Raw genomic sequence first — 20,187 nt, 5'->3', positions numbered from 1 at the left:
CGCCCGGTCGGGCGTCGTGAGCGCGCAGGAAGTGCCCGGTCGGCGCTCAGGAGCGAGACAAGACCGCCCGGTCGGTCAGAAGAGCAGTGCGCTCCCCGGGTCCCCGAGGATCCCGGCCACGTCCGCGAGGAAGCGTGAGCCCTTCTCCCCGTCGATGTGCCGGTGGTCGAAGGACAGCGCCAGCGTGGTCACGTCGCGCACCACGATCTCGCCCTCCTCGGACACCCACGGACGCTTGTTGATCGCGCCGAAGCACAGGATCGCGGACTCCCCGGGGTTGATGATCGGGGTGCCGGCGTCCACGCCGAAGACGCCCACGTTGGTGATCGTGAACGTCCCGCCCGCCATCTCGGCCGGCTGCGTCTTGCCGTCGCGGGCCGTCGCGGTCAGCTCACCGAGCGCACCGGCCAGCTCGACCATGGACATCGCGTCGGCGTCCTTGACGTTGGGCACGACCAGCCCGCGCGGAGTGGCCGCGGCGATGCCGAGGTTGACGTAGCTCTTGTAGACGACCTCCTGCGCGGCGTCGTCCCAGTAGGAGTTGATCTCCGGGGTGCGCTTCATCGCCAGCAGGACCGCACGCGCCAGCACCAGCAGCGGGCTGATCCGCACGTCCTTGAGCTCGCGCCGCGCCTTGAGCCGCTCGACGAGCTGCATCGTGGCGGTCACGTCGACGGTGACCCACTCGGTCACGTGCGGGCTGGTGAAGGCCGAGTGGCTCATCGCCTGGGCCATCATCTTGCGCACGCCCTTGATGGGCTCGCGGGTCTCGCGCGGCGCCTCGTCCGTACGACGCGGGGTCGGCGTCTCTGTCGCGGGCGACCAGCCGTTGTCGGTCCCGCCACCAGCAGCGGCCGCCTCGACGTCGGTGCGCGTGACGACGCCACCGGCCCCGGAGCCGAGGAGCATCGACAGGTCGACGCCGAGGTCCTTGGCCAGCTTGCGCACCGGCGGCTTGGCCAGCGCACGGACGTCGGCGTGCGGCGTCTGCGCCGCGGGGGGGACGAGCGCCTCCGCCGGCTCGGCGGCCGGACGGGGCGCCGCCGAAGTGGCCGGCACGGCCGGCTCGTCGACGGGCGCGACCTCGTCGGTCCGTGCGCCGCCGGGCGCGAACGCGCCCTGCAGCTGCAGCTGGGTCTGGGCGCCAGCGGCGGTCCGCGGGGTGGCCGATCCCTTGCGGGCCCGGCGCTGCGGGCCGCGCTCGGCCTTGTTGCGACCGACCAGGGACTCGCCCTCGCCGCCGCCGGACGCGGCCGGGTTGGAGAGGTCCATGTCGGACAGGTCGACCTGCGCCTCGCCGGCCTTCTGGGCCATGCCGAGGTAGGGGTCGGACTCGGTCTGCGGGGCCGCAGGCGCGGCCGCCGCGGCGGCGGCCTCGTCGGCCGAGCCGATGGAGATGATCGGCGTGCCGACGTCGACCATCTGGCCCTCGTCGACCATCAGCGCGAGCACCGTGCCGGCGTACGGCGACGGCAGCTCGACGATGGACTTGGCGGTCTCGATCTCCACGATGATGTCGTTGATCTCGACCGAGTCGCCGGCCTTGACCTTCCAGGACACGATCTCGGCCTCGGTGAGGCCCTCGCCCACGTCGGGCAGCTTGAACTCGCTCATCAGAACTCCATGCTCCGGTCGACGGCGTCGAGGACCCGGTCGAGGTCCGGGAGCCACTCCTCCTCGATCCGCGACGGCGGGTAGGGGGTGTCGAAGCCGCCGACGCGCAGCACCGGGGCCTCGAGGGAGTAGAAGCACTCCTCGGTGATCCGGGCCGACAGCTCGGCGCCCATGCCCAGGTTGACGTGGGCCTCGTGGACGACGACGGCGCGGCCGGTGCGGCGTACGGACTCGAAGACCGGCGCCATGTCGAGCGGCGAGAGGGTGCGCAGGTCGATGACCTCGATGTTCTTGCCCTCGGTCGCGGCGGCCTCGGCGGCCTTGAGCGCGGTCTTGACCGTCGGGCCGTAGGCCAGCAGCGTGGCGTCGGAGCCGGCGCGCACCGTGCGCGAGGTGAACAGCGGGTCGGGGGTGGCCGACTCGTCGAGCTCGGCCTTGTCGGCGTGGTACTGCCGCTTGGGCTCGAGGAAGATCACCGGGTCGTCGCACGCGATGGCCTGCTGGATCATCCAGTAGCCGTCGATCGGGTTGGAGCAGGCCACGACCTTGAGGCCGGGCGTGTGCGCGAACTGCGCCTCCGGGGACTCCGAGTGGTGCTCGACCGCGCCGATGCCGCCGCCGAACGGGATGCGGATGACCATCGGCATCTTCGACCTGCCCTGCGAGCGGAAGGTCATCTTGGCGACCTGGCACACGATCTGGTCGTAGGCCGGGTAGACGAAGCCGTCGAACTGGATCTCGACCACCGGGCGATAGCCGCGCAGTGCCATGCCGACCGCGGTGCCGACGATGCCGGACTCGGCCAGCGGGGAGTCGATGACGCGGTCCTCGCCGAAGTCCTTCTGCAGGCCGTCGGTGATCCGGAAGACGCCGCCGAGCTTGCCGACGTCCTCGCCCATGATGAGGACCTTGGGGTCGTCCTCCATCGCCTTGCGCAGGCCCATGTTGAGGCCCTTGGCAAGGGTGATCTTCTGCGTCGTGCTCATCAGTGGCCCGCCCCTTCGAAGGAGTCGAGGTATGCCCGGTAGCCGTCGCGCTGGGCGGCGAGCTCGTCGGTCATCTCGGTGTAGACGTGGTCGAAGACGCTCATCGGCTGCGGGTCGGGCAGCGCCTTGCAGCCCTCGCGCAGGTGGTGGCCGAGCTCGTCGGCCTCGGCCTTGAGGTCCGCGAAGTACTGGTCGTCGACGAGGCCGTTGCGGCGCATGTAGACCTCGAGCCGGGCGATCGGGTCCTTGAGCTTCCAGTGCTCGAGGTCGTCGCTCATCCGGTAGCGGGTCGGGTCGTCGGTGGTGGTGTGCGCACCCATCCGGTAGGTGTACGCCTCGACGAGGGTCGGGCCCTGGCCGTCGCGGGCGCGCTGCAGCGCCGCCTGCGTCACGGCGTACGTCGCGAGGACGTCGTTGCCGTCGACGCGGACGCCGGGGAAGCCGAAGCCGAGCGCGCGCTGGTAGAGCGGGATGCGGGTCTGGCGCTCGATCGGCTCGGAGATGGCCCACTGGTTGTTCTGGCAGAAGAACACCACGGGAGCGTTGTACGACGCCGCGAAGATGAAGCCCTCGTTGACATCGCCCTGGGAGGACGCACCGTCACCGAAGTGCGCGATGACCGCCGCGTCGCGGTCGGGGTCGCCGGTGCCGACGACGCCGTCGCGCTGCATGCCCATCGCGTAGCCGGTCGCGTGCAGGACCTGGGCGCCGATGACGATCGTGTAGAGCCCGAAGTTGTTGTCCTTCGGGTCCCACGCGCCCTGGTCGACGCCACGGAAGAGGCCGAGCAGGTCGAGCGGGTCGATGCCGCGGCAGTAGGCGACGCCGTGCTCGCGGTAGGTCGGGAAAACGTAGTCCTGCGGGCGCAGCGCGCGGCCCGCGCCGATCTGGGCGGCCTCCTGGCCGAGCAGCTGGGCCCAGATGCCGAGCTCGCCGTGGCGCTGGAGCGCGGTGGCCTCGGTGTCGATCCGCCGAGTGAGGACCATGTCGCGGTGGAAGCCGCGCAGCTCCTCGGCGGAGAAGTCGTGGTCGAACTCGTCGTGGTGGACGCGCTCACCCTCAGGCGTCAACAGCTGGACGAGCTCGGGTCCGCCGTCCTGCTGGCTGGGTCCGAAGACCTCCACCAGGTCGGGGCCAAATCCTCCGGGGTCGCTCATGGCACTCCTTCGTGCGGCTAGCAGCGTCTCGGGGTCACCGGGATCGCCGACGGCTCGGTGCGGTCGCGGGCGTGTGTGACCCCGACCACATGGTGCCCGCACGGTATCGAGGAGGCCAGCGCGGGCGCCAATCGGGCCACTCGATCACGGCGTGCTTGGATCTCCCGGTGCTCCGACCCCCGGCCGTCCTGGTCGCCCTCCTCCTGGCCATGACGTCCGCCCTCGTCTCCCCTGCGAGCTCCACCGCGACCGCCTCCGCGGCCGCGTCGGCCGCGCCGGACCGGCCGCGTCCCGTCCTCACCGGTGACTTCGCCGACCCGGCGGTGGCGGTGCTGGGATCGGGGTACGTCGGGTTCTCCACCGGCAGCCTCGTCCCCCGGGCCGTCTCGGACCGGCCGCGCGGCGCGTGGCGGGCGGCCGGGCGCGGGCTCGTCCGGCTCCCCTCCTGGTCCCACGCGAACGGCGACGTGTGGGCCTCCGACGTCGCCCGCGTCGACGGCTGGTGGCTGCTCTACTTCGCCGCCCCGGTGCGCGGGATCGGCGAGTACGGCCGCTGCATCGGGGTCGCCCGCTCCCGCTCGGTGCTGGGCGGCTTCGTGCCGGTCGGCAGCCGACCGCTGGTCTGCCCGTCGTACGCGAAGGCCCCGGCCGCCGGCGACGACGTGCCCCAGCCCGACCGCTCCCTGCCGCGTGCCGGGGTGATCGACCCGTCGCTGTTCGTCGAGGACGGGCGCACGCACCTCCTCTACAAGACCGACCGCATCCCGTCGTCGATCCGGGTGGTGCCGCTGACCCGGTCGGGCATCCGGGTCGCCGGGCCGTCGGCGGAGCTGCTCCGCCGCGACGGCGTGCTGGAGAACCCGGTGGTCGTGAAGCGACCCGAGGGCTACGTGATGCTGCTGTCGCAGGGCGACTTCGGGCGCTGCTCCTACCGGACCGTCTGGCGCCGGTCGGCCTCCCTGCTCGACTGGTCTGCGGCCGAGGAGGGCGTCCTTCTCGACCGGGCGACGAGCGGCCTCTGCGGCCCGGGCGGCGCCGACGTGAGCGCGGTGCCGCGGGGATCGCGGCTGCGGCTCTTCCTGCACGCGTGGACGTGCGAGCGACGGCAGTGCCCGGCCGGTGTCGACCTGGTGAAGAAGCGCTCCACGCTCGGGTCGCGGCGCCCGATGTACGCCGCGGAGCTGGCGTGGCCGGGCGGCGTACCGACCGTCTCGTCCTGGCGCTGACCGCGCGGGGACTTGCCCTCCCCCTGGGTCGCCGGGGTATCAAGGGTCAGCCTGCAAGGGGAGACCTTCCACATGCCACGTCACCTGACCCGCTGGACCGGCGCGCTCGCCGCGCTGGTGGCGCTGCCCGCACTGCTCGCCGTACCCGGCTCGACGAGCGCCTCGGCGGACGAGTCCCGCGACGCCCGCGAGGCCCGCCCGGGCACGTCGGACCGGGCCGCGACCGCCCCGCGGCCGCTGATCTGGGACCGCGACTTCGGCGACCCGAGCGTCGTGCGCGACGGCGAGCGCTGGTACGGCGCCGCGACCGGCTTCCGCGGCCGGGCCGCGCGCGCCGAGGAGGACTGGGGCGACTGGTCCCGCGGGGGTGACGTCCTCAACGGTCGGCCGACGTGGGCCAAGTACGCCGGCGTCTGGGGGCCGGAGATCGAGCAGACGCCGAACGGCTACGTCGCCTACTTCACGATGCCCTCCCGCGGTCTCCCCCACGACCAGGACCGCTGCATCGGGGTGGCGACCGCCCCCGACCTGTCGTCCACGTTCACCGTGCTCGGCAACAAGCCGCTCGTGTGCCCCGACTACTCGACGACGATCCCGGCCTTCGACCAGGTGCCGGGCCGCGTCGGCCTGCCGCGGCGCGGCGTCATAGACCCCTCCTCGTACGTCGCCCCCGACGGCCGCCGTTTCCTGCTCTACCGCACCCAGGGCACACCCTCGACGATCCGGCTGATCCGGCTCAACGCCGCCGGGACCGCGACCTTCGGCCGCAGCCGCGAGCTGATCCGCGACAGTGGCGTGATCGAGAACCCGGTCATGGTCAGGCGTGGCCAGTGGCACTACCTGATCACCTCGCGCGGCGACTACGGCGACTGCCGCTACCGCACGATCTGGCGCCGGTCGCACTTCCTCAAGCGGGACTGGCAGGGCACCCGCGGCCACGCGCTGCTCAACCGCCGCAACACCGGAGTCTGCGGACCGGGCGGTGCCGACTACCTGCCCGAGACCGACACCGCGGCCAACCGGATGTTCTTCCACGGCTGGGTCTGCAAGGGGACCAACCTGCCCTGCTACCAGTCCTACCAGGGCCACCAGGACTACGAGGACGTCGGCAAGCGCGCCCTGTACGCCGCACGGCTCGCGTGGACGAAGGACGGCCCGTCGATCTCGGCGTTCGTCCAAGGGCTGATTCCGCCGCCCCCGGTGACGCCCACACCCACGCCCACCCCGACGCCGACGCCCACCGAGACGCCGACCCCGACCCCGACCCCGACGCCGACGCCGACAGACACGGCCACCCCGACCGAGCCGACGACCACCGCCACTCCCTGAGCCGGCTGGGCCCCGGCGGCGGCGTGCGTCAGCCGCGTCCGTGCGGCTCGAGCCAGACGTCCGGGTCGGGACCCTGCGGGACGATGCCGGTGGGGTTCACATCGGTGTGCACGACGTAGTAGTGCTGCTTGATCTGCTCGAAGTCGATCGTCTCGCCGAAGCCGGGCGTCTGGAAGAGGTCCCGGGCGTAACCCCACAGGGCCGGCATCTCGGTGAGCTTGGCGCGGTTGCACTTGAAGTGGCCGTGGTAGACCGCGTCGAAGCGGGCCAGCGTCGTGAAGAGCCGGACGTCGGCCTCGGTGATCGCGTCGCCCATCAGGTAGCGACGGTCGGTCAGCCGCTCCTCGAGCCAGTCCATCGCGACCCAGAGCCGGTCGTACGCGTCGTCGTACGCCTCCTGCGACCCGGCGAAGCCACATCGGTAGACGCCGTTGTTGACCTCGGTGAAGACCCGCTTCATCACGGTCTCCATCTCCTCGCGGAGGTCGGCCGGCCACAGGTCGGGGGCGTCGGGGCGGTGGTGCTCGCGCCACTCGAAGAACAGGTCGTGGGTGATCTGCGGGAAGTCGTTGGTGACCACGGCGCGCGACGCGACGTCGACCATCGCGGGCACCGTGATGCCCTTGGGGTAGTCGGGCACCCGGTTGAAGTAGGCCTCCTGCAGGTGCGTCATGTCGAGCACCGGGTCGCGACCGTCGGGGTCGAGGTCGAAGGTCCAGCTGCGCTGGTCGTGGGTCGGGCCGGGGGCGCCCCACGAGATCACGTCCTCGAGGCCGAGCAGGTTGCGCACGATGATCGCCCGGTTGGCCCACGGGCACGCCTTGGCGGCGACGAGGCGGTAGCGACCGGGCTCGACCGGCCACACCTGCACGTCCTGCGGGCCGCGGTCGTCGGGGTCGGCCGACCGCTCGCCGGCCAGGATCCGGTCGCTGATGTAGTCCATGTCCCGCTCGAAGGGCTTGCCCTTCGCGGTGTACGTCGTGCTGGTCACGGTGTCGCCCATCGCAGATCTCCCCGATCGTTGCCGTCTCAACCATCTTGTCACGCCAGCCCTCAGGCCCCACGCCACAAGTAACGCGGTGTTAGTCACTCGAGACGTGGCGTCGATGCCTCGTCCCGTCCGACCAACACCGCGTTACTTGTCCGGGAGCGGATAGCAAAGAAGTGTTTGCAAATGACTCTTGGCAGTCCTAGCCTGATCCCATGGCCTCCTCCATCTCCCCCGACATCGCCGGCCTGCGCGCGCTCAGCCACCCCGTCCGACTGCGGATGCTCGGCCTGCTGCGCACCGAGGGGCCGGCGACGGCCACCTCCCTGGCCCAGCGCCTGGGCCTCAACACCGGCGCGACGTCGTACCACCTGCGCCAGCTCGCCCAGCACGGCTTCATCGAGGAGGACCCCGAGCGGGGCACCGGGCGCGACCGGTGGTGGCGGGCCGCGCACGACGCCACGCGCACTGACTTCCGCCGGGAGGGCACGAGCGACGAGGACGTCGAGGCCTACCTGACCACCGTCGCCCTGCTGTACGGCGACCGGTTGCGGTCGGCGGTCGCGGAGCTGCGGTTCCTGCCCCAGGAGTGGCGGTCGGTCGGCACCCTGAGCGACTGGGAGATCCCCCTCACTCCCTCCGGTGCCGACGAGCTCGTCCAGGCCCTGGTTCGCGTCATCGAGGAGACGGAGAGCAGCGAGGCGGAGGACGCGGCGCCCTTCTCGGTCAACCTCAACGCCTTCCCCCGCCCCGGCGCCCTCGGGACGGACCCCGCAGGGACCGACGGGTGAGCGACCCGACCACCGGCACGACGACCACGACCACACCCGCCCGCCGGGCGCCGCTCGTCGGTGGGCTGACGGCCGAGGGCATCTCCTTCATCGGCACCCGGGTCTCGATGATCGCGATCCCGTGGTTCGTGCTGTCCACCACCGGCTCGGCCACCCAGACCGGCCTCGTCGCGGCCGCCGAGATCGCCCCGCTCGTGCTCTTCAAGGCGCTCGGCGGGCCGCTGCTCGACCGGGTCGGACCGCGTCGGGTCACCCTGGTCTGCGACCTCGGGTCCGCCCTCGTGGTGGGCTCGATCCCGCTGCTCCACCAGCTCGGAGCGCTGACCTTCCCCCTGCTGCTCGTGATCGTCGCGGTCGCCGGCGCCCTGCGGGGACCGGGCGACGCGGGCAAGTCCGCGATGACGCCCGAGATCGCCCGGGTCGCCGGGGTCTCCCTCGAGCGGGTGACCGGGCTGGGCAGCGCCGTCGAGCGCACCTCGACGATGGCCGGGGCCGCGCTGGCCGGGTTCCTCGTCGCCGGGTTCGGGGCCGCCAACGCGCTGTACGTCGACGCGGCGTCGTTCCTGCTGTCCTTCGCGGTCTTCGCGCTCTCGACCACGGGGATGGGCCGGCCCGTGCCGAGCGCAGGGACGGCCACCGGCGTCCGCGCGACGTCGTACCTCACCGAGCTCCGGGAGGGGTGGGACTTCCTGCGCACCGAGCCGGTGCTGGTCGCGATCTGCCTGATGGTCGCGGTGACCAACCTCGTCGACCAGACGTACGTCGCGGTGCTCGCGCCGGTCTGGGCGAAGGAGTCCGGCGCCGGGGTGGAGGTGCTCGGCGCGATGTTCGCCGCCTTCAGCGGGGCCTCGGTCCTGGGCGCGTTGTCCGCGGCCCGGTGGGGCGAGACGCTGCCGCGCTACCGGACCTACGTGGTCGCGTTCCTCATCGCGGGGGCGCCGCGCTTCGTCGTGATGGCCCTGGAGTCGCCGCTGTGGGCGGTCTTCGCCGTCACGGTGGTGGCCGGCGCGGCGTCGGGGTTCCTCAACCCGATCCTCGGCGCGGTGATCCTGGAGCGGATCCCGGCGCCGCTGATGGGGCGGGTCTCGTCGCTCAACACCGCGATCTGCTGGTCGCTGATGCCGCTGGGCGGCGTGCTCGGCGGCCTGGCCGTGACCGCCTTCGGTGTCTCGCCGGCCCTGCTGATCGCCGGCGCGGCGTACCTCGTCACGACGATGGCGCCGACGCGAGTGCCGTCGTTCCGGGCGATGGACCGGGTCCCGGTGGAAGTCCCCGCCTGAGCGGGGACCTCGACGCTTGCTGGCCGACACATCGGCCAGCAAGCGGACGTTTCGGCCAGCAAGCTCAGCGCGGGAACGTCCGCGCCAGCTCCAGCACCCGGTCGTTGGCCTCGGTCTCCCCGATCGTGACGCGCGCCCCCTCGCCGGCGAACGGTCGCACCACGATGCCCAGCTCGTCGGCGGCGGCCGCGAAGTCGGTCGTCCGCTCGCCGAGGCCGAACCACACGAAGTTGCCCTGCGCGTCGGGCACGTCCCAGCCGGCCGCCCGGATCCCGTCGACCACCCGGGTCCGCTCGGCGACGAGCGCGTCGACCCGCTCGAGCAGCTCGGCCTCCGCCTCCAGCGAGGCGATGGCGGCGGCCTGGGCGACCGAGGAGACGCCGAAGGGCAGCGACACCGAGCGCAGCGCCCCGGCCAGCGGAGCCTGCGCGATGGCGTAGCCGACCCGGAAGCCCGCGAGCCCGTAGGCCTTGGAGAAGGTGCGGGTCACGATGACGTTGGGGTGCGCACGGTACGTCGCGACGCCGTCGACCGCGTCGTCCATCCGCACGAACTCGAGGTAGGCCTCGTCGACCACGACGACGACGTGGGAGGGGACCTTGGCGAGGAACTCGTCGAGCTCGGCCTGCGACACCGCCGGGCCGGTCGGGTTGTTGGGCGTGCAGACGATGACGACCTTGGTGCGCTCGGTGACCGCCGCGGCCATCGCGTCGAGGTCGTGGCGACCGTCGGCGAGCACCGGCACCCGGACGCTGGTCGCGTCCGCGACGGTGGCCGCGATCGGGTAGGCCTCGAACGAGCGCCAGGCGTAGACGACCTCGTCACCGGGGTCGCAGAGGGCGTTGAGGAGCTGGTAGATCAGCGCGACGCTGCCGGTGGCCGCCGCGAGGTCGGACGTCGGGACGCCCAACTTGGCCGACAGCGCGTCGTACAGGGCGCTGTTGCCCATGTCGGGATAGCGGTTCATCGCCTCCGCGGCGCGGGTCGCGGCCTCGACCACGCCGGGGAGCGGCGGGTAGGGGTTCTCGTTGGACGACAGCTTGTACGTCGTGAGGCCGGGGCGGGGCGTCGGCGGCTTGCCGGGCACGTACGTCGGGATCTGGCCGACGTTGCGGCGGGGCTGGGGGTTCTGCGGCATGGGCCTCACCCTAGGACGTGGTCGAGCGCCCGGGGGCACACCCGGGGCGAGGCAGGGCGGGTCCGGTGGCTAGCGCTTGGGGCCGTTGATGCGCCGCTCGATGCGCGACTCGGGCTGCCCGAGGATCTTCGCGAGCAGGCTGACGCGGTTGCGGTAGGCGTAGACGGCACCGACCACGAGGACCAGCAGGATGAGGAATGTCATGCCCCCAGCGTAGGTCGGGGGCGGTGGTCCCACGGGCGCAGCAGCAGCGCGAGGACGACGCCGAGGAGCCCCCCGAGGAGCACGCCGACGATGTTGTCCACCATGTCGGTGACGTCGCAGGCCCGGCCGATCCGCGAGGCGGCCAGCTGTGTCGCCTCGATGAGCAGGGAGTAGAGCGCCAGCGCGGCGAGGCCGAGCGGAGCCAGCACCCAGCGGGTGCGCCAGCGGGCGACGGCCAGCACCCACAGGGCGCCGGCGGGCACGAAGACCGCGATGTTGAGCAGCCGCTGGCTGCCCGGGAGGATCCAGAACCCGTCCGGGGCGGGGCCGCCGTAGTCGAGCGAGCAGGTCGTCTGCGCCTCGTCGACCGGCACGACCCCGATCCCCCACTGCGCCGGGATGAGGGTCAGGATCCCGATGCAGACGACCGTCCAGCAGAAGCCGGCGATCGCCACCGACGTCACCGGACCCAGACGCGGTCGCAGCAGGCGGGCGAGGCCGACGAAGACGACCAAGGAGAGCAGGCAGCCCAGGAGCATCACGCCCGTCCCGCCGATGGTCACGCAGCGAGGCTAGCGAGGCGCAGGAGCGAGGGCCTCCAGGAGGTGCGCCAGCATGGGCCACAGGACGGTCCGCTCCGAGTCGTCGACCACCCGGTCCATCCCGGCGAGCTCGAGCATCACGTAGCCGTGCAGGGCGCTCCAGAACTGCGCGGCGACGGCGCGGGCGTCGCCCTCCCGCAGCACGCCGGCCGCCATGGCGCGCTCGATGCCGGACACGATCTGGTCGAAGGCCGCCAGCGACACCTCCGGGTCCGCGCCCCGGCCGTGGAAGCCGCCCAGGCTGATCGCCCCGAACATCACGCCGAACAGGTGCCGGTTCTCCAGCGCGTTGTCGCGGTAGCCCCCGGCCATCCGGCGCAGGTCGGCGAGGGGGTCGTCGGACGTGCCGACCGCGTCGACATGGTCGATGAGGCGGCGGAAGCCCTCGGTCGCGACCTCGTCGACGACCCCGGCCATCGACCCGAAGTGCGTGTAGACGGCCATCGTGGACGTGCCGGCCGCCGTCGCGAGCCGGCGCGCGGAGAGGGCCGAGGGGCCCTCCTCGCCCAGGATGCGCGCGGCCTGCTCGATGAGGCGCGCGCGCAACTCGGCGGGACTCACGGCGGGTTCGGTGCTCACCGTGGACATGGTGCCATCACAGCGTTATGGTCGATCGATAACAGCGTTATCGACCTCACCCGAACCGAGCCCGCCATGACCCTGACCCATCCCGCACCGACCACCAGCCGCTTCCTCCGGGACAACTTCGCCCCCGTCACCGAGGAGCTCACCGCCGTCGACCTCACCGTCACCGGCTCGCTGCCCGACCACCTCGACGGTCGCTACCTGCGCATCGGCCCCAACCCGATCCACGAGCAGGGCGAGCACTTCCACTGGTTCCTCGGCGAGGGCATGGTGCACGGCGTGCACCTCCGCGACGGGCAGGCGCAGTGGTACCGCAACCGCTGGGTCCGCTCGGCCGACGTCGCCACCACGCTCGGGGAGCCGGCCCGCGGCGCCCCCGGCGGGTCGGACTTCGCGGCCAACACCAACGTGCTCGAGCACGCCGGGCGCACGCTCGCCCTGGTCGAGGGCGGCTCCCCGCCGTACGAGCTCACCCACGACCTCGACACCGTCGGGCCCTGCGACTTCGGGGGCACACTGCCCAGCGTGCCGGGCCGCCCGGGCTACAGCGCCCACCCGCACGAGGACCCGGAGACCGGCGAGCTGCACGCGATCTCCTACAGCTGGATGCGCGGCAACCGCGTCGACTACTCGGTGCTCGACCCGACGGGCCGGATCCGGCGCAGCGTCGACATCACCGTCCACGGCAGCCCGATGATCCACGACTTCGCCCTGACCGAGCGCCACGTCGTGGTGCTCGACCTGCCGGTGACCTTCGACCTCGCCGCCGCCACCGCCGACGTCCCCCGCGTCGCCCGGCCGCTCGTGCGCGGCCTGCTCGGCCGGATCGTGGGACGCAACCCCGTGCCCGAGCCGATGATCGCCCGGGTCGCGCGCGGCGGCTCCGACGGGCCACCGTCCCTGCCCTACCGCTGGAACCCCGACTACCCCGCCCGCATCGGCGTCCTGCCCCGCGACGCCGAGGGCGACGCGATCCGCTGGTTCGACATCGACCCCTGCTTCGTCTTCCACACGCTCAACGCGTACGACGACGGCGACACCGTCGTCGTGGACGTCGTGAAGCACCCCCGGATGTTCGACACCGTCCTCGACGGGCCGGACGAGGGACCCACCGTCCTCTCCCGCTTCACACTCGACCTGGTCACCGGCCGGGCGCGCGAGGACGGCTTCGACCAGCGCTCGCAGGAGTTCCCCCGCCACGACGAGCGGCTGACCGGGCGGCGGCACCGCTACGGCTGGGCCGTCGGGTTCGAGGGCGGCCGGACCGGGGACGCCGTGCTGCGCCACGACCTGGACGCCGGGCGCACCGACGTACGACGCCTGGGCGACGGCCTGGAGGCCAGCGAGTTCTGCTTCGTGCCGACGCCGGGAGACACGGCCGAGGACGACGGTGTGCTCCTGGGCTACGTCTTCGACCACGCCGAGGGGCGCTCGCACCTGCGGGTGCTGGACGCCGCCTCGCTGGAGGACGTGGCGGCCGTGCACCTGCCCGGCCGGGTGCCGGCCGGATTCCACGGCAACTGGGCGCCGACGGAGTCCTGAGGATGCCTTGACGGCCCTCGACCGGCGACCGGGCCGGGTTCACCCCGCCCCCTACGCTGGCCCGCATGAGGTACGTGATCTGGCTGCTGACCACCGCGGGCGGGGTGGCCGCCGCCGCGTGGCTGCTCGACGGCATCTCCTTCGACGGCGCCGACTGGCAGGACAAGGTGCTGCCGCTCCTCGGCGTCTCGCTGATCCTCGGCCTGGTCTCCACCTTCATCAAGCCGGTGGTCCAGCTGCTCTCCCTCCCCTTCATCATCCTGACCCTCGGCCTGGTGCTGCTGGTCATCAACGCCCTGATGCTGATGCTGACCGCGTGGCTCGCCGACATCTTCGACCTCGGCTTCACCGTCGACGGCTTCTGGACCGCGATGCTCGGCTCGGTGGTCATCACCCTGGCGACCTGGACCATCGACGCGGTGGTGGGCGACGCGTGATGGAGCGGCTGCCCGTCCAGCAGACCGACGGTCCCTACCGGATCGCGCTGGTCTGCCTGGGCAACATCTGCCGCTCCCCGATGGCCCACGTGGTGCTCGCCGACCACCTCGACCGGGCCGGGCTGGCCGCGAAGGTCGAGGTCAGCAGCGCCGGCACCGGCGGCTGGCACGTCGGCAAGCCGATGGACCCGCGCGCCGCGACGGCGCTGGTCGGCGAGGGCTACGACCCCTCGGCACACCGGGCACGGCAGTACGACGCCGGCTGGCTGGAGACCCACGACGTGGTCCTGGTGATGGACCGGGCCAACCTCGCCGACGTGGGCTCGCACGAGCGCGTCGCACTCTTCCGGGACTTCGATCCGGTCGATCGTGGTGGGGAGGTACCCGACCCGTACTACGGTGGTGACGACGGATTCGGGGAGGTGCTGTCGATGGTGGAGCGCACGAGTGCCGCGATCGTCGACGCCCTGCAGCACCGGGACCGGACGGGCAAGCCCGCCTGATGGCCCGCCAGCCCCTCATCGCTCGCCGCGCCGAGGAGCTCCTCGGCGCCGCCGTGGTGGCCACGGCACCGGTCGCCGGTGGCGACATCTCCACCGCGACGAGGCTGCGCCTGTCCAACGGCACCACGGCGCTGATGAAGACGCTGCCCCACGCTCCGCCCGGCTTCTTCGAGGCGGAGGCCGCCGGCCTGCGCTGGCTCGCCGAGGTCGAGGGCGGGGTCCCCGTCCCTCCGGTGCTCGCCGTCGACCCCGAGTGCGTGATCCTCACGTGGGTGGAGCCGTCGGCCAAGCAAGGGCTCGAGTCCGCGCTCGCCTTCGGCCACGCCCTCGCCACCACCCACGCAGCGGGTGCGGCGTCGTACGGCGCGGAGCAGGACGGCTTCATCGGCCGGCTGCCGATGCCCAACCGGACGAGCCCGACGTGGGCCGAGTTCTACGCGGTGCGCCGGGTGCTGCCCTACCTCAAGCTCGCCCGGGACCGGGACGCGATCACACCCGAGGACGCGGCGACGGTCGAGTCGGTCGTCGGGCGGCTGCGCGACCTCGTCCCCGAGGAGCCGCCAGCGCGCCTGCACGGCGACCTCTGGAACGGCAACTGCCTGTGGAGCGCCGACGCCGTCCACGTCATCGACCCCGCGGCGTACGGCGGGCACCGCGAGGTCGACATCGCGATGCTGCACCTCTTCGGCCTGCCGCACCTCCAGCGGGTGGTGCAGGCGTACGACGAGACCACGCCGCTCGCGGACGGCTGGGAGGACCGGCTCGCGCTGCACCAGGTCTTCCCGCTGCTCGTGCACGCGTGCATGTTCGGTGGGGGGTACGGCGCCCGCGCCGCCACCGCCGCCGGGCGCTACGCCTGACCGTCCCGATCTCGCCGGACCCGGCCCACCGGGCCGGGCGGCACGTCCGGTGGTGACCTACGACCCGGTGCGCCGGGAGTGCCGCACCCTACGCTGGGAGCATGAGGAGTGGTGCGCCCCGCCCGCCCGTCGTGTCGCCGGCCGTGGCCGCGCTCGACGTGCTGGCCAAGGGCACGCTCCTGGCCTGCCTCGTGCTGGTCCTCCTCGACCCGGCGTGGGGCAACCTGGAGGGCAAGGCCCCCACGGCGCGGGCGCTGACCTACCCGCTGCTCGCGTTCGCAGTGCCGCTGTGGTGGCAGCTCAGGCGGCCCTCGGGGAGCTACCCCTGGCTCGCGGACCTGCTGCTGACGTTCGCCGCGTTCAGCGACATCCTCGGCAACCGGCTCGACCTCTACGACCGGGTCGCGTGGTTCGACGACGTCATGCACGTCGCCGTGGTCACCTGCATCTCCGCCGCGCTGGTGCTGCTCACCATGACCCGTACGTCGAGCACCGTGGCCGTCCTGGAGCGCTCGGTGGCGCTCGGGATGACGGCCGCCCTGGCGTGGGAGCTCTTCGAGCTGGTCAGCTTCGTCACCCGCTCGGCCGAGCTGCCGTCGGCGTACGCGGACACCCTCGGCGACCTCCTCGCCGGCTGGATCGGGACGGTCCTGGCCGCGCTCCTCGTGCACCACGCGTGGCGACACCACCTCCCCCCACCCGACGAGATCTCAGCGGAGGCTCAGGCTCGACTGGCAAGGTAGGCCTGTGCCGGACCTTCCCAAGCCCCGCGTGCTCGTCGTCGACGACGACCGCGCCGTGCGCGACTCGCTGCGCCGCTCGCTGGAGTTCAACGGGTACGACGTCGCGCTCGCCGCCGACGGTGCCGAGGCGCTGGCGGTGCTCGGGTCGAGTCATCCGGACGTGGTCGTGATGGACGTGATGATGCCGCGCCTTGACGGGATCGAGACGACGCGGGCGCTCCGGGCCGCCGGGCACGACGTACCCATCCTCGTGCTCACCGCCCGCGACGCGGTCGGCGACCGGGTCGAGGGCCTCGACGCCGGGGCCGACGACTACCTCACCAAGCCGTTCGCCCTCCAGGAGCTGCTCGCCCGCCTGCGCGCCCTGCTGCGCCGCGTCGTACCCGCGGACGACGCCGCCGAGGAGACGCTGTCCTTCGCCGACCTGACAATGGAGGTCGGGTCGCGCGACGTACGCCGCGGCGCGCGCTCGATCGAGCTGACCCGCACCGAGTTCACCCTGCTCGAGATGTTCCTGCGTCGGCCGCGCCGGGTGCTCGAGCGGTCCTTCATCCTCGAGGAGGTGTGGGGCTACGACTTCCCGACCAGCGCCAACTCGCTCGAGGTCTACGTCGGCTACCTGCGGCGCAAGACCGAGGCCGAGGGCGAGCCGCGGCTGATCCAGACGGTGCGCGGGGTGGGCTACGTGCTGAAGGAAGCATGAGCAGCCTCGCCGGCTGGGACGACAAGCGCTGGCACTACCGGCGGTCGCTGGCCTCCCGGGTCGCGGTCCTCACCACCCTCGCCGTCGCGGTGTCGATCGCGGTGATGTCGCTGGGCGCCTTCATGGTGATGCGGATGCAGCTCCAGGACAGCCTCGACGAGTCCCTGCTCGACCGGGCCGAGAAGGCCGCCAAGTACACCGCCCTGTCGGAGATGACCCGCCGCGACGTGCCCTCGTGGATGCTCGGCGCCGCCGACGTACGCATCATCTTCATCACCTCCGACCGCGGCGTGCTGACTGCGGACGACGGCCCCGAGATCACCCTCGGGCGTCCCGAGCTCGACGTCGCCGAGGGACGCGAGGCCGACTCGGTGCGCACGATCGTCGCGGCCGGCGACGTGGAGTACCGCGTCGCCACCGTCCCCGCCGGCAACGGGGCGGCCCTGGTGCTCGCCCAACCCCTCTCGTCGCAGCACCGCACCCTGGCCAAGCTCGGCACCGTGATGCTCGTCGCGGGAGGACTCGGCGTGCTCGCCGCCGCCCTGGCCGGGTGGGCGGTCGCCGCCAACGGCCTGCGACCGGTGCGCCGCCTCACCCGCTCCGTCGAGCGGATCGCCGTCACCGAGGACCTCGCCCCGCTGGCCGTCGAGGGCGACGACGAGATCGCCCGGCTGGCGGCGGCCTTCAACCAGATGCTGACCTCGCTGGCGGCGTCCCGCGACCGGCAGCGCCGGCTCGTCGCCGACGCCGGCCACGAGCTGCGTACGCCGCTCACGTCGTTGCGCACCAACCTCGACCTGCTCGCCCAGGCCGACACCGACGGCGGCCTGCCCGAGGAGGCCCGCCGCGAGCTGCTCGACGACGTGCGCGCCCAGATCGAGGAGCTCACCACCCTCGTCGGCGACCTCGTCGTCCTGGCCCGAGAGGACCAGCCGGCCGCGGTCATCGAGTCCATCGACCTCGCCGACGTCACCGAGCGGGCCCTGGCCCGCGTCCGCCGCCGCGCGCCCAGCATCGACTTCGACGTGCGGCTCGACCACTGGCGGGTCACCGGCGACGCCACCGGGCTGGAGAGGGCGGTGCTCAACCTCCTCGACAACGCCGCCAAGTGGAGCCCGGCGGGCGGCACCATCACCGTCCGGCTGGCGTCCGGCGTGCTGACCATCGACGACCAGGGCCCCGGCATCCCGGCCGAGGACCAGCCCCACGTCTTCGAGCGCTTCTGGCGGGCCGAGGAGTCGCGCTCCATGCCCGGCTCCGGCCTCGGGCTGGCGATCGTGCGGCAGGTCGTCGACCGCCACGGCGGTCGCGTGGCCGTCTCCGACGCCCCCGGCGGCGGTACCCGGCTCAGCCTGTCGCTGCCCGGCGAGCAGCCGGTCCCCGTCTGACCGACCGGGCAACCGACCCAGGCCCTCTCGGGGTAGTCCGTGACGATCGGACCCCTGGCTGACCGTTCCCGGGGTCCCCTCGTCACGGACTACCCCGGCGACTCCTCCTCGAGGGCCCGCAGCAGCCGCTCGGCCTTCCAGCGCGACTCCTGCCACTCGTCGTCCACGTCCGAGCGCACGGTGATCCCGCCGCCGGTGCCGAGGGTCCAGCGGCCGTCGCCGGCTGTCATGAGCGACCGGATGACGACGCCGAGGTCCGCCCGGCCGTCGCCGCTGATCCACCCGAACGCCCCGGCGTACACGCCCCGCGGCGTCTCCTCGACCTCCTCGATGATCTCCATCGTGCGTCGCTTGGGCGCGCCGGTCATCGAGCCGGGCGGGAAGAGGGCCCGCAGCGCCCCGACCGTCGTGACGTCCTCGCGGAGCCGGCCGCGGACGGTCGAGACGAGCTGGTGCACGGTCTCGTAGGACTCGACGTCCATCAGCACGGGCACCTCGACCGAGCCGACCTCGCTGACCATCCCGATGTCGTTGCGGAGGAGGTCGACGATCATCAGGTTCTCGGCGCGGTTCTTGGGGTCGCGGGCGAGCCCGACCCGTAGCGCCTCGTCCTCCTCCTCGGTGGCGCCGCGGGGCGCGGTGCCCTTGATCGGCTTGGTCTCGATGGCGCGGTCCGCGGTCACGAGGGCGTAGCGCTCCGGGCTCGAGCTCAGCAGCCACGCCCTGGCTGACTCGACGTCGTGCTGGAGGCACCCTGCGTACGGCGCGGGGTTGAGGTCGCGGAGCCGGAGGTAGGTCGCGACCGGGTCGAGGTCGGAGTCGGCGCCGAGCCGGTAGGTCAGGTTGACCTCGTAGGAGTTGCCCGCCCGCAGGTGCTCCTGCACGCGGGCGTACGCCGCGGCGTACGCCCCAGGAGCCCCACCGGCTGGCCGACCTTGACGGTTGCTGGCCGATGCATCGGCCAGCATGCGCCGAGGTCCCCGCTTCGGCGGGGACTCCGACATCGGCCCCGCGGCGTGCTCGAACGACCGCACGTGGGACGGCCGCATCCACACCGCGTCGGGCAGGTCCGGGTCCGGACGGGCGGGCAGGTCGGGGCGGCAGGCCGCGCCGAGGTAGCCGAACCACTGCTCCCCCGGCGCCATCGACGACTCGAGCACCGACCAGATGTCGTCGCCGACGACCTCCGACGTGCCGCCCGCGTGCCGACGGACCTCGCGCCGCGCGGCGTCGTAGGTCAGGGACACGTCGTCGTCCTCGAGCCAGCCGACGATCGAGCGCCGGCCGGACCACTCGCGGGCGCCCCCGCCGTCGAGCCAGAAGCAGCGCCGGTGGGTGGCGGCGACGGCTGCGAAGGAGACGGCCGGGTCCTCGTCGGTCACGACAGCCAGCTCGCGACCATCGCGGCGCCGTGCTGCGAGAGCACCGACTCCGGGTGGAACTGCACGCCCTGCAGGGGCAGCGACACGTGCCGCACGCCCATCACGACCCCCTCGGCCGACCAGGCCGTGGCGACCAGCTCGTCGGGCAGCGAGGTCGCGGCCAGCGAGTGGTAGCGCACCGCCGCGAAGCCGTTCGGCAGCCCGGCGAAGACGCCGGACCCGTCGTGGGTCACGGTCGCCACGTCGCCGTGCGCCGGCTCGACCCGCTCGACCGTCCCGCCGTACGCCGTGACCAGTCCCTGCATGCCGAGGCAGACGCCCAGCACCGGACGGGTGCCGGCGAGCAGCACCTCGCGACCGACCGCGAAGTCGACCGGGTCGGCCGGGTGACCTGGCCCCGGCGACAGCACGACGTACGCGTGCGACAGGACCTCCGCCGCACTCACCTCGTCGTGCTGCACCACCCGCGGGAGCACGCCGGTCACCGAGGCGACCAGGTGGACGAGGTTCCACGTGTAGGAGTCGTGGTGGTCGACCACGACGACGTCCGCGGGAGGGAGCACGGGTGCACGCTAGCCCCCGGACGCGCGTCCCCTCCCGGGGTAGTCCGTGACGATCGGACCCCAGAACGCGCGGCGGGTTCTAGGGAGTGATGCAACACCTCGATGTTGAGGAGTTGTTGTCATGGGTCGTCCGAAGCATCCACGTGAGTTCGATCGACGGTTCTGG

General features: G+C 72.7%; 21 protein-coding genes. 11 read left to right on the top strand and 10 right to left on the bottom strand.

Going from position 1 to position 20,187, the window contains the following annotated elements:
• Positions 1-75 precede the first annotated feature (75 nt).
• The 3 genes from DAE25_RS17635 to pdhA are packed head-to-tail and all read right to left on the bottom strand — an operon-like array spanning position 76 to position 3,757.
• Positions 76-1,614: a dihydrolipoamide acetyltransferase family protein gene (locus DAE25_RS17635; RefSeq protein WP_107767462.1), complete on the bottom strand. Its 1,539-nt coding sequence runs from the start codon at positions 1,612-1,614 to the stop codon at positions 76-78.
• Positions 1,614-2,600 carry an alpha-ketoacid dehydrogenase subunit beta gene (locus DAE25_RS17630; protein WP_107767461.1) on the bottom strand — a complete coding sequence of 329 codons (987 nt, stop codon included), beginning with the start codon at positions 2,598-2,600 and terminating at the stop codon, positions 1,614-1,616. Before DAE25_RS17630 ends, DAE25_RS17635 begins: the two co-directional genes overlap by 1 nt.
• Entirely contained in the window at positions 2,600-3,757 is a 1,158-nt protein-coding gene (gene pdhA, locus DAE25_RS17625) for a pyruvate dehydrogenase (acetyl-transferring) E1 component subunit alpha (protein ID WP_107767460.1), read from the bottom strand. The genes DAE25_RS17630 and pdhA overlap by 1 nt, the downstream gene beginning before the upstream one ends.
• Before the next feature lie 167 nt (positions 3,758-3,924).
• Between pdhA and DAE25_RS17620 the strand changes: the two genes are divergently transcribed.
• On the top strand, positions 3,925-4,983 hold the full coding sequence (locus tag DAE25_RS17620; protein WP_107767459.1) for a family 43 glycosylhydrolase: 1,059 nt from the start codon (positions 3,925-3,927) through the stop codon (positions 4,981-4,983).
• Between the two features lie 72 nt (positions 4,984-5,055).
• A complete protein-coding gene (locus DAE25_RS17615) occupies positions 5,056-6,312 on the top strand; it encodes a family 43 glycosylhydrolase (RefSeq protein ID WP_107767458.1) in 1,257 nt (418 codons plus the stop codon).
• Between the two features lie 28 nt (positions 6,313-6,340).
• On the opposite strand, the gene DAE25_RS17610 is transcribed toward DAE25_RS17615, so the two are convergent.
• Positions 6,341-7,315, bottom strand: coding sequence for a glutathione S-transferase C-terminal domain-containing protein (locus DAE25_RS17610; protein ID WP_107767457.1), 975 nt, complete (start codon positions 7,313-7,315; stop codon positions 6,341-6,343).
• Between the two features lie 200 nt (positions 7,316-7,515).
• Here DAE25_RS17610 and DAE25_RS17605 point away from each other — a divergent pair, with 200 nt between their 5' ends.
• Both DAE25_RS17605 and DAE25_RS17600 read left to right on the top strand, forming a co-directional pair.
• Positions 7,516-8,091, top strand: a complete 576-nt coding sequence (locus DAE25_RS17605; protein WP_107767456.1) for an ArsR/SmtB family transcription factor — start codon at positions 7,516-7,518, stop codon at positions 8,089-8,091.
• The gene (locus DAE25_RS17600) at positions 8,088-9,371 is read left to right on the top strand and encodes an MFS transporter (RefSeq protein WP_199907659.1); all 1,284 of its coding nucleotides are present in this window, start codon (positions 8,088-8,090) and stop codon (positions 9,369-9,371) included. Before DAE25_RS17605 ends, DAE25_RS17600 begins: the two co-directional genes overlap by 4 nt.
• A 64-nt stretch (positions 9,372-9,435) precedes the next feature.
• Here DAE25_RS17600 and hisC read toward each other — a convergent pair whose 3' ends face one another.
• The 4 genes from hisC to DAE25_RS17585 all read right to left on the bottom strand — a co-directional run bounded on the left by hisC (position 9,436) and on the right by DAE25_RS17585 (position 11,894).
• Entirely contained in the window at positions 9,436-10,509 is a 1,074-nt protein-coding gene (gene hisC / locus DAE25_RS17595; RefSeq protein WP_107767455.1) for a histidinol-phosphate transaminase, read from the bottom strand.
• A gap of 69 nt (positions 10,510-10,578) precedes the next feature.
• Positions 10,579-10,713 (bottom strand): hypothetical protein, encoded by a 135-nt coding sequence (locus DAE25_RS24170; RefSeq protein WP_267895273.1) that lies wholly within the window; start codon positions 10,711-10,713, stop codon positions 10,579-10,581.
• Positions 10,710-11,276 carry a VanZ family protein gene (locus DAE25_RS17590; RefSeq protein WP_107767454.1) on the bottom strand — a complete coding sequence of 189 codons (567 nt, stop codon included), beginning with the start codon at positions 11,274-11,276 and terminating at the stop codon, positions 10,710-10,712. The genes DAE25_RS24170 and DAE25_RS17590 overlap by 4 nt, the downstream gene beginning before the upstream one ends.
• Positions 11,277-11,285: 9 nt before the next feature.
• A complete protein-coding gene (locus DAE25_RS17585; protein ID WP_159083820.1) occupies positions 11,286-11,894 on the bottom strand; it encodes a TetR/AcrR family transcriptional regulator in 609 nt (202 codons plus the stop codon).
• Positions 11,895-11,969: 75 nt separating this feature from the next.
• Here DAE25_RS17585 and DAE25_RS17580 point away from each other — a divergent pair, with 75 nt between their 5' ends.
• The 7 genes from DAE25_RS17580 (at position 11,970) to DAE25_RS17550 (ending at position 18,076) form a co-directional block, all read left to right on the top strand.
• A complete protein-coding gene (locus DAE25_RS17580) occupies positions 11,970-13,442 on the top strand; it encodes a carotenoid oxygenase family protein (protein WP_107767452.1) in 1,473 nt (490 codons plus the stop codon).
• 65 nt (positions 13,443-13,507) lie between these two features.
• Positions 13,508-13,879 carry a phage holin family protein gene (locus DAE25_RS17575; RefSeq protein ID WP_107767451.1) on the top strand — a complete coding sequence of 124 codons (372 nt, stop codon included), beginning with the start codon at positions 13,508-13,510 and terminating at the stop codon, positions 13,877-13,879.
• Entirely contained in the window at positions 13,879-14,382 is a 504-nt protein-coding gene (locus DAE25_RS17570; RefSeq protein WP_107767450.1) for a low molecular weight protein-tyrosine-phosphatase, read from the top strand. Before DAE25_RS17575 ends, DAE25_RS17570 begins: the two co-directional genes overlap by 1 nt.
• Positions 14,382-15,242 carry a fructosamine kinase family protein gene (locus tag DAE25_RS17565; protein ID WP_107767449.1) on the top strand — a complete coding sequence of 287 codons (861 nt, stop codon included), beginning with the start codon at positions 14,382-14,384 and terminating at the stop codon, positions 15,240-15,242. The genes DAE25_RS17570 and DAE25_RS17565 overlap by 1 nt, the downstream gene beginning before the upstream one ends.
• 101 nt (positions 15,243-15,343) lie before the next feature.
• Positions 15,344-15,985, top strand: a complete 642-nt coding sequence (locus DAE25_RS17560) for a hypothetical protein (RefSeq protein ID WP_159083819.1) — start codon at positions 15,344-15,346, stop codon at positions 15,983-15,985.
• 4 nt (positions 15,986-15,989) lie between these two features.
• On the top strand, positions 15,990-16,688 hold the full coding sequence (locus tag DAE25_RS17555) for a response regulator transcription factor (protein ID WP_056889441.1): 699 nt from the start codon (positions 15,990-15,992) through the stop codon (positions 16,686-16,688).
• Positions 16,685-18,076: a sensor histidine kinase gene (locus DAE25_RS17550; RefSeq protein WP_107767447.1), complete on the top strand. Its 1,392-nt coding sequence runs from the start codon at positions 16,685-16,687 to the stop codon at positions 18,074-18,076. Before DAE25_RS17555 ends, DAE25_RS17550 begins: the two co-directional genes overlap by 4 nt.
• A gap of 89 nt (positions 18,077-18,165) precedes the next feature.
• Here the strand turns inward: DAE25_RS17550 and DAE25_RS17545 are convergent, their stop codons facing one another.
• Both DAE25_RS17545 and DAE25_RS17540 read right to left on the bottom strand, forming a co-directional pair.
• Positions 18,166-19,458, bottom strand: a complete 1,293-nt coding sequence (locus DAE25_RS17545; RefSeq protein ID WP_234411122.1) for an anthranilate synthase component I family protein — start codon at positions 19,456-19,458, stop codon at positions 18,166-18,168.
• On the bottom strand, positions 19,455-20,021 hold the full coding sequence (locus tag DAE25_RS17540) for an anthranilate synthase component II (RefSeq protein WP_107767446.1): 567 nt from the start codon (positions 20,019-20,021) through the stop codon (positions 19,455-19,457). The genes DAE25_RS17545 and DAE25_RS17540 overlap by 4 nt, the downstream gene beginning before the upstream one ends.
• Positions 20,022-20,187 lie beyond the last annotated feature (166 nt).

Origin of the sequence: Nocardioides terrigena (genome assembly GCF_003047265.1) — a bacterium.
Classification (GTDB): domain Bacteria; phylum Actinomycetota; class Actinomycetes; order Propionibacteriales; family Nocardioidaceae; genus Nocardioides; species Nocardioides terrigena.
The sequence above is the reverse complement of the archived record's forward strand: the minus strand, read 5'-3'. Positions and strand labels throughout refer to the sequence as shown.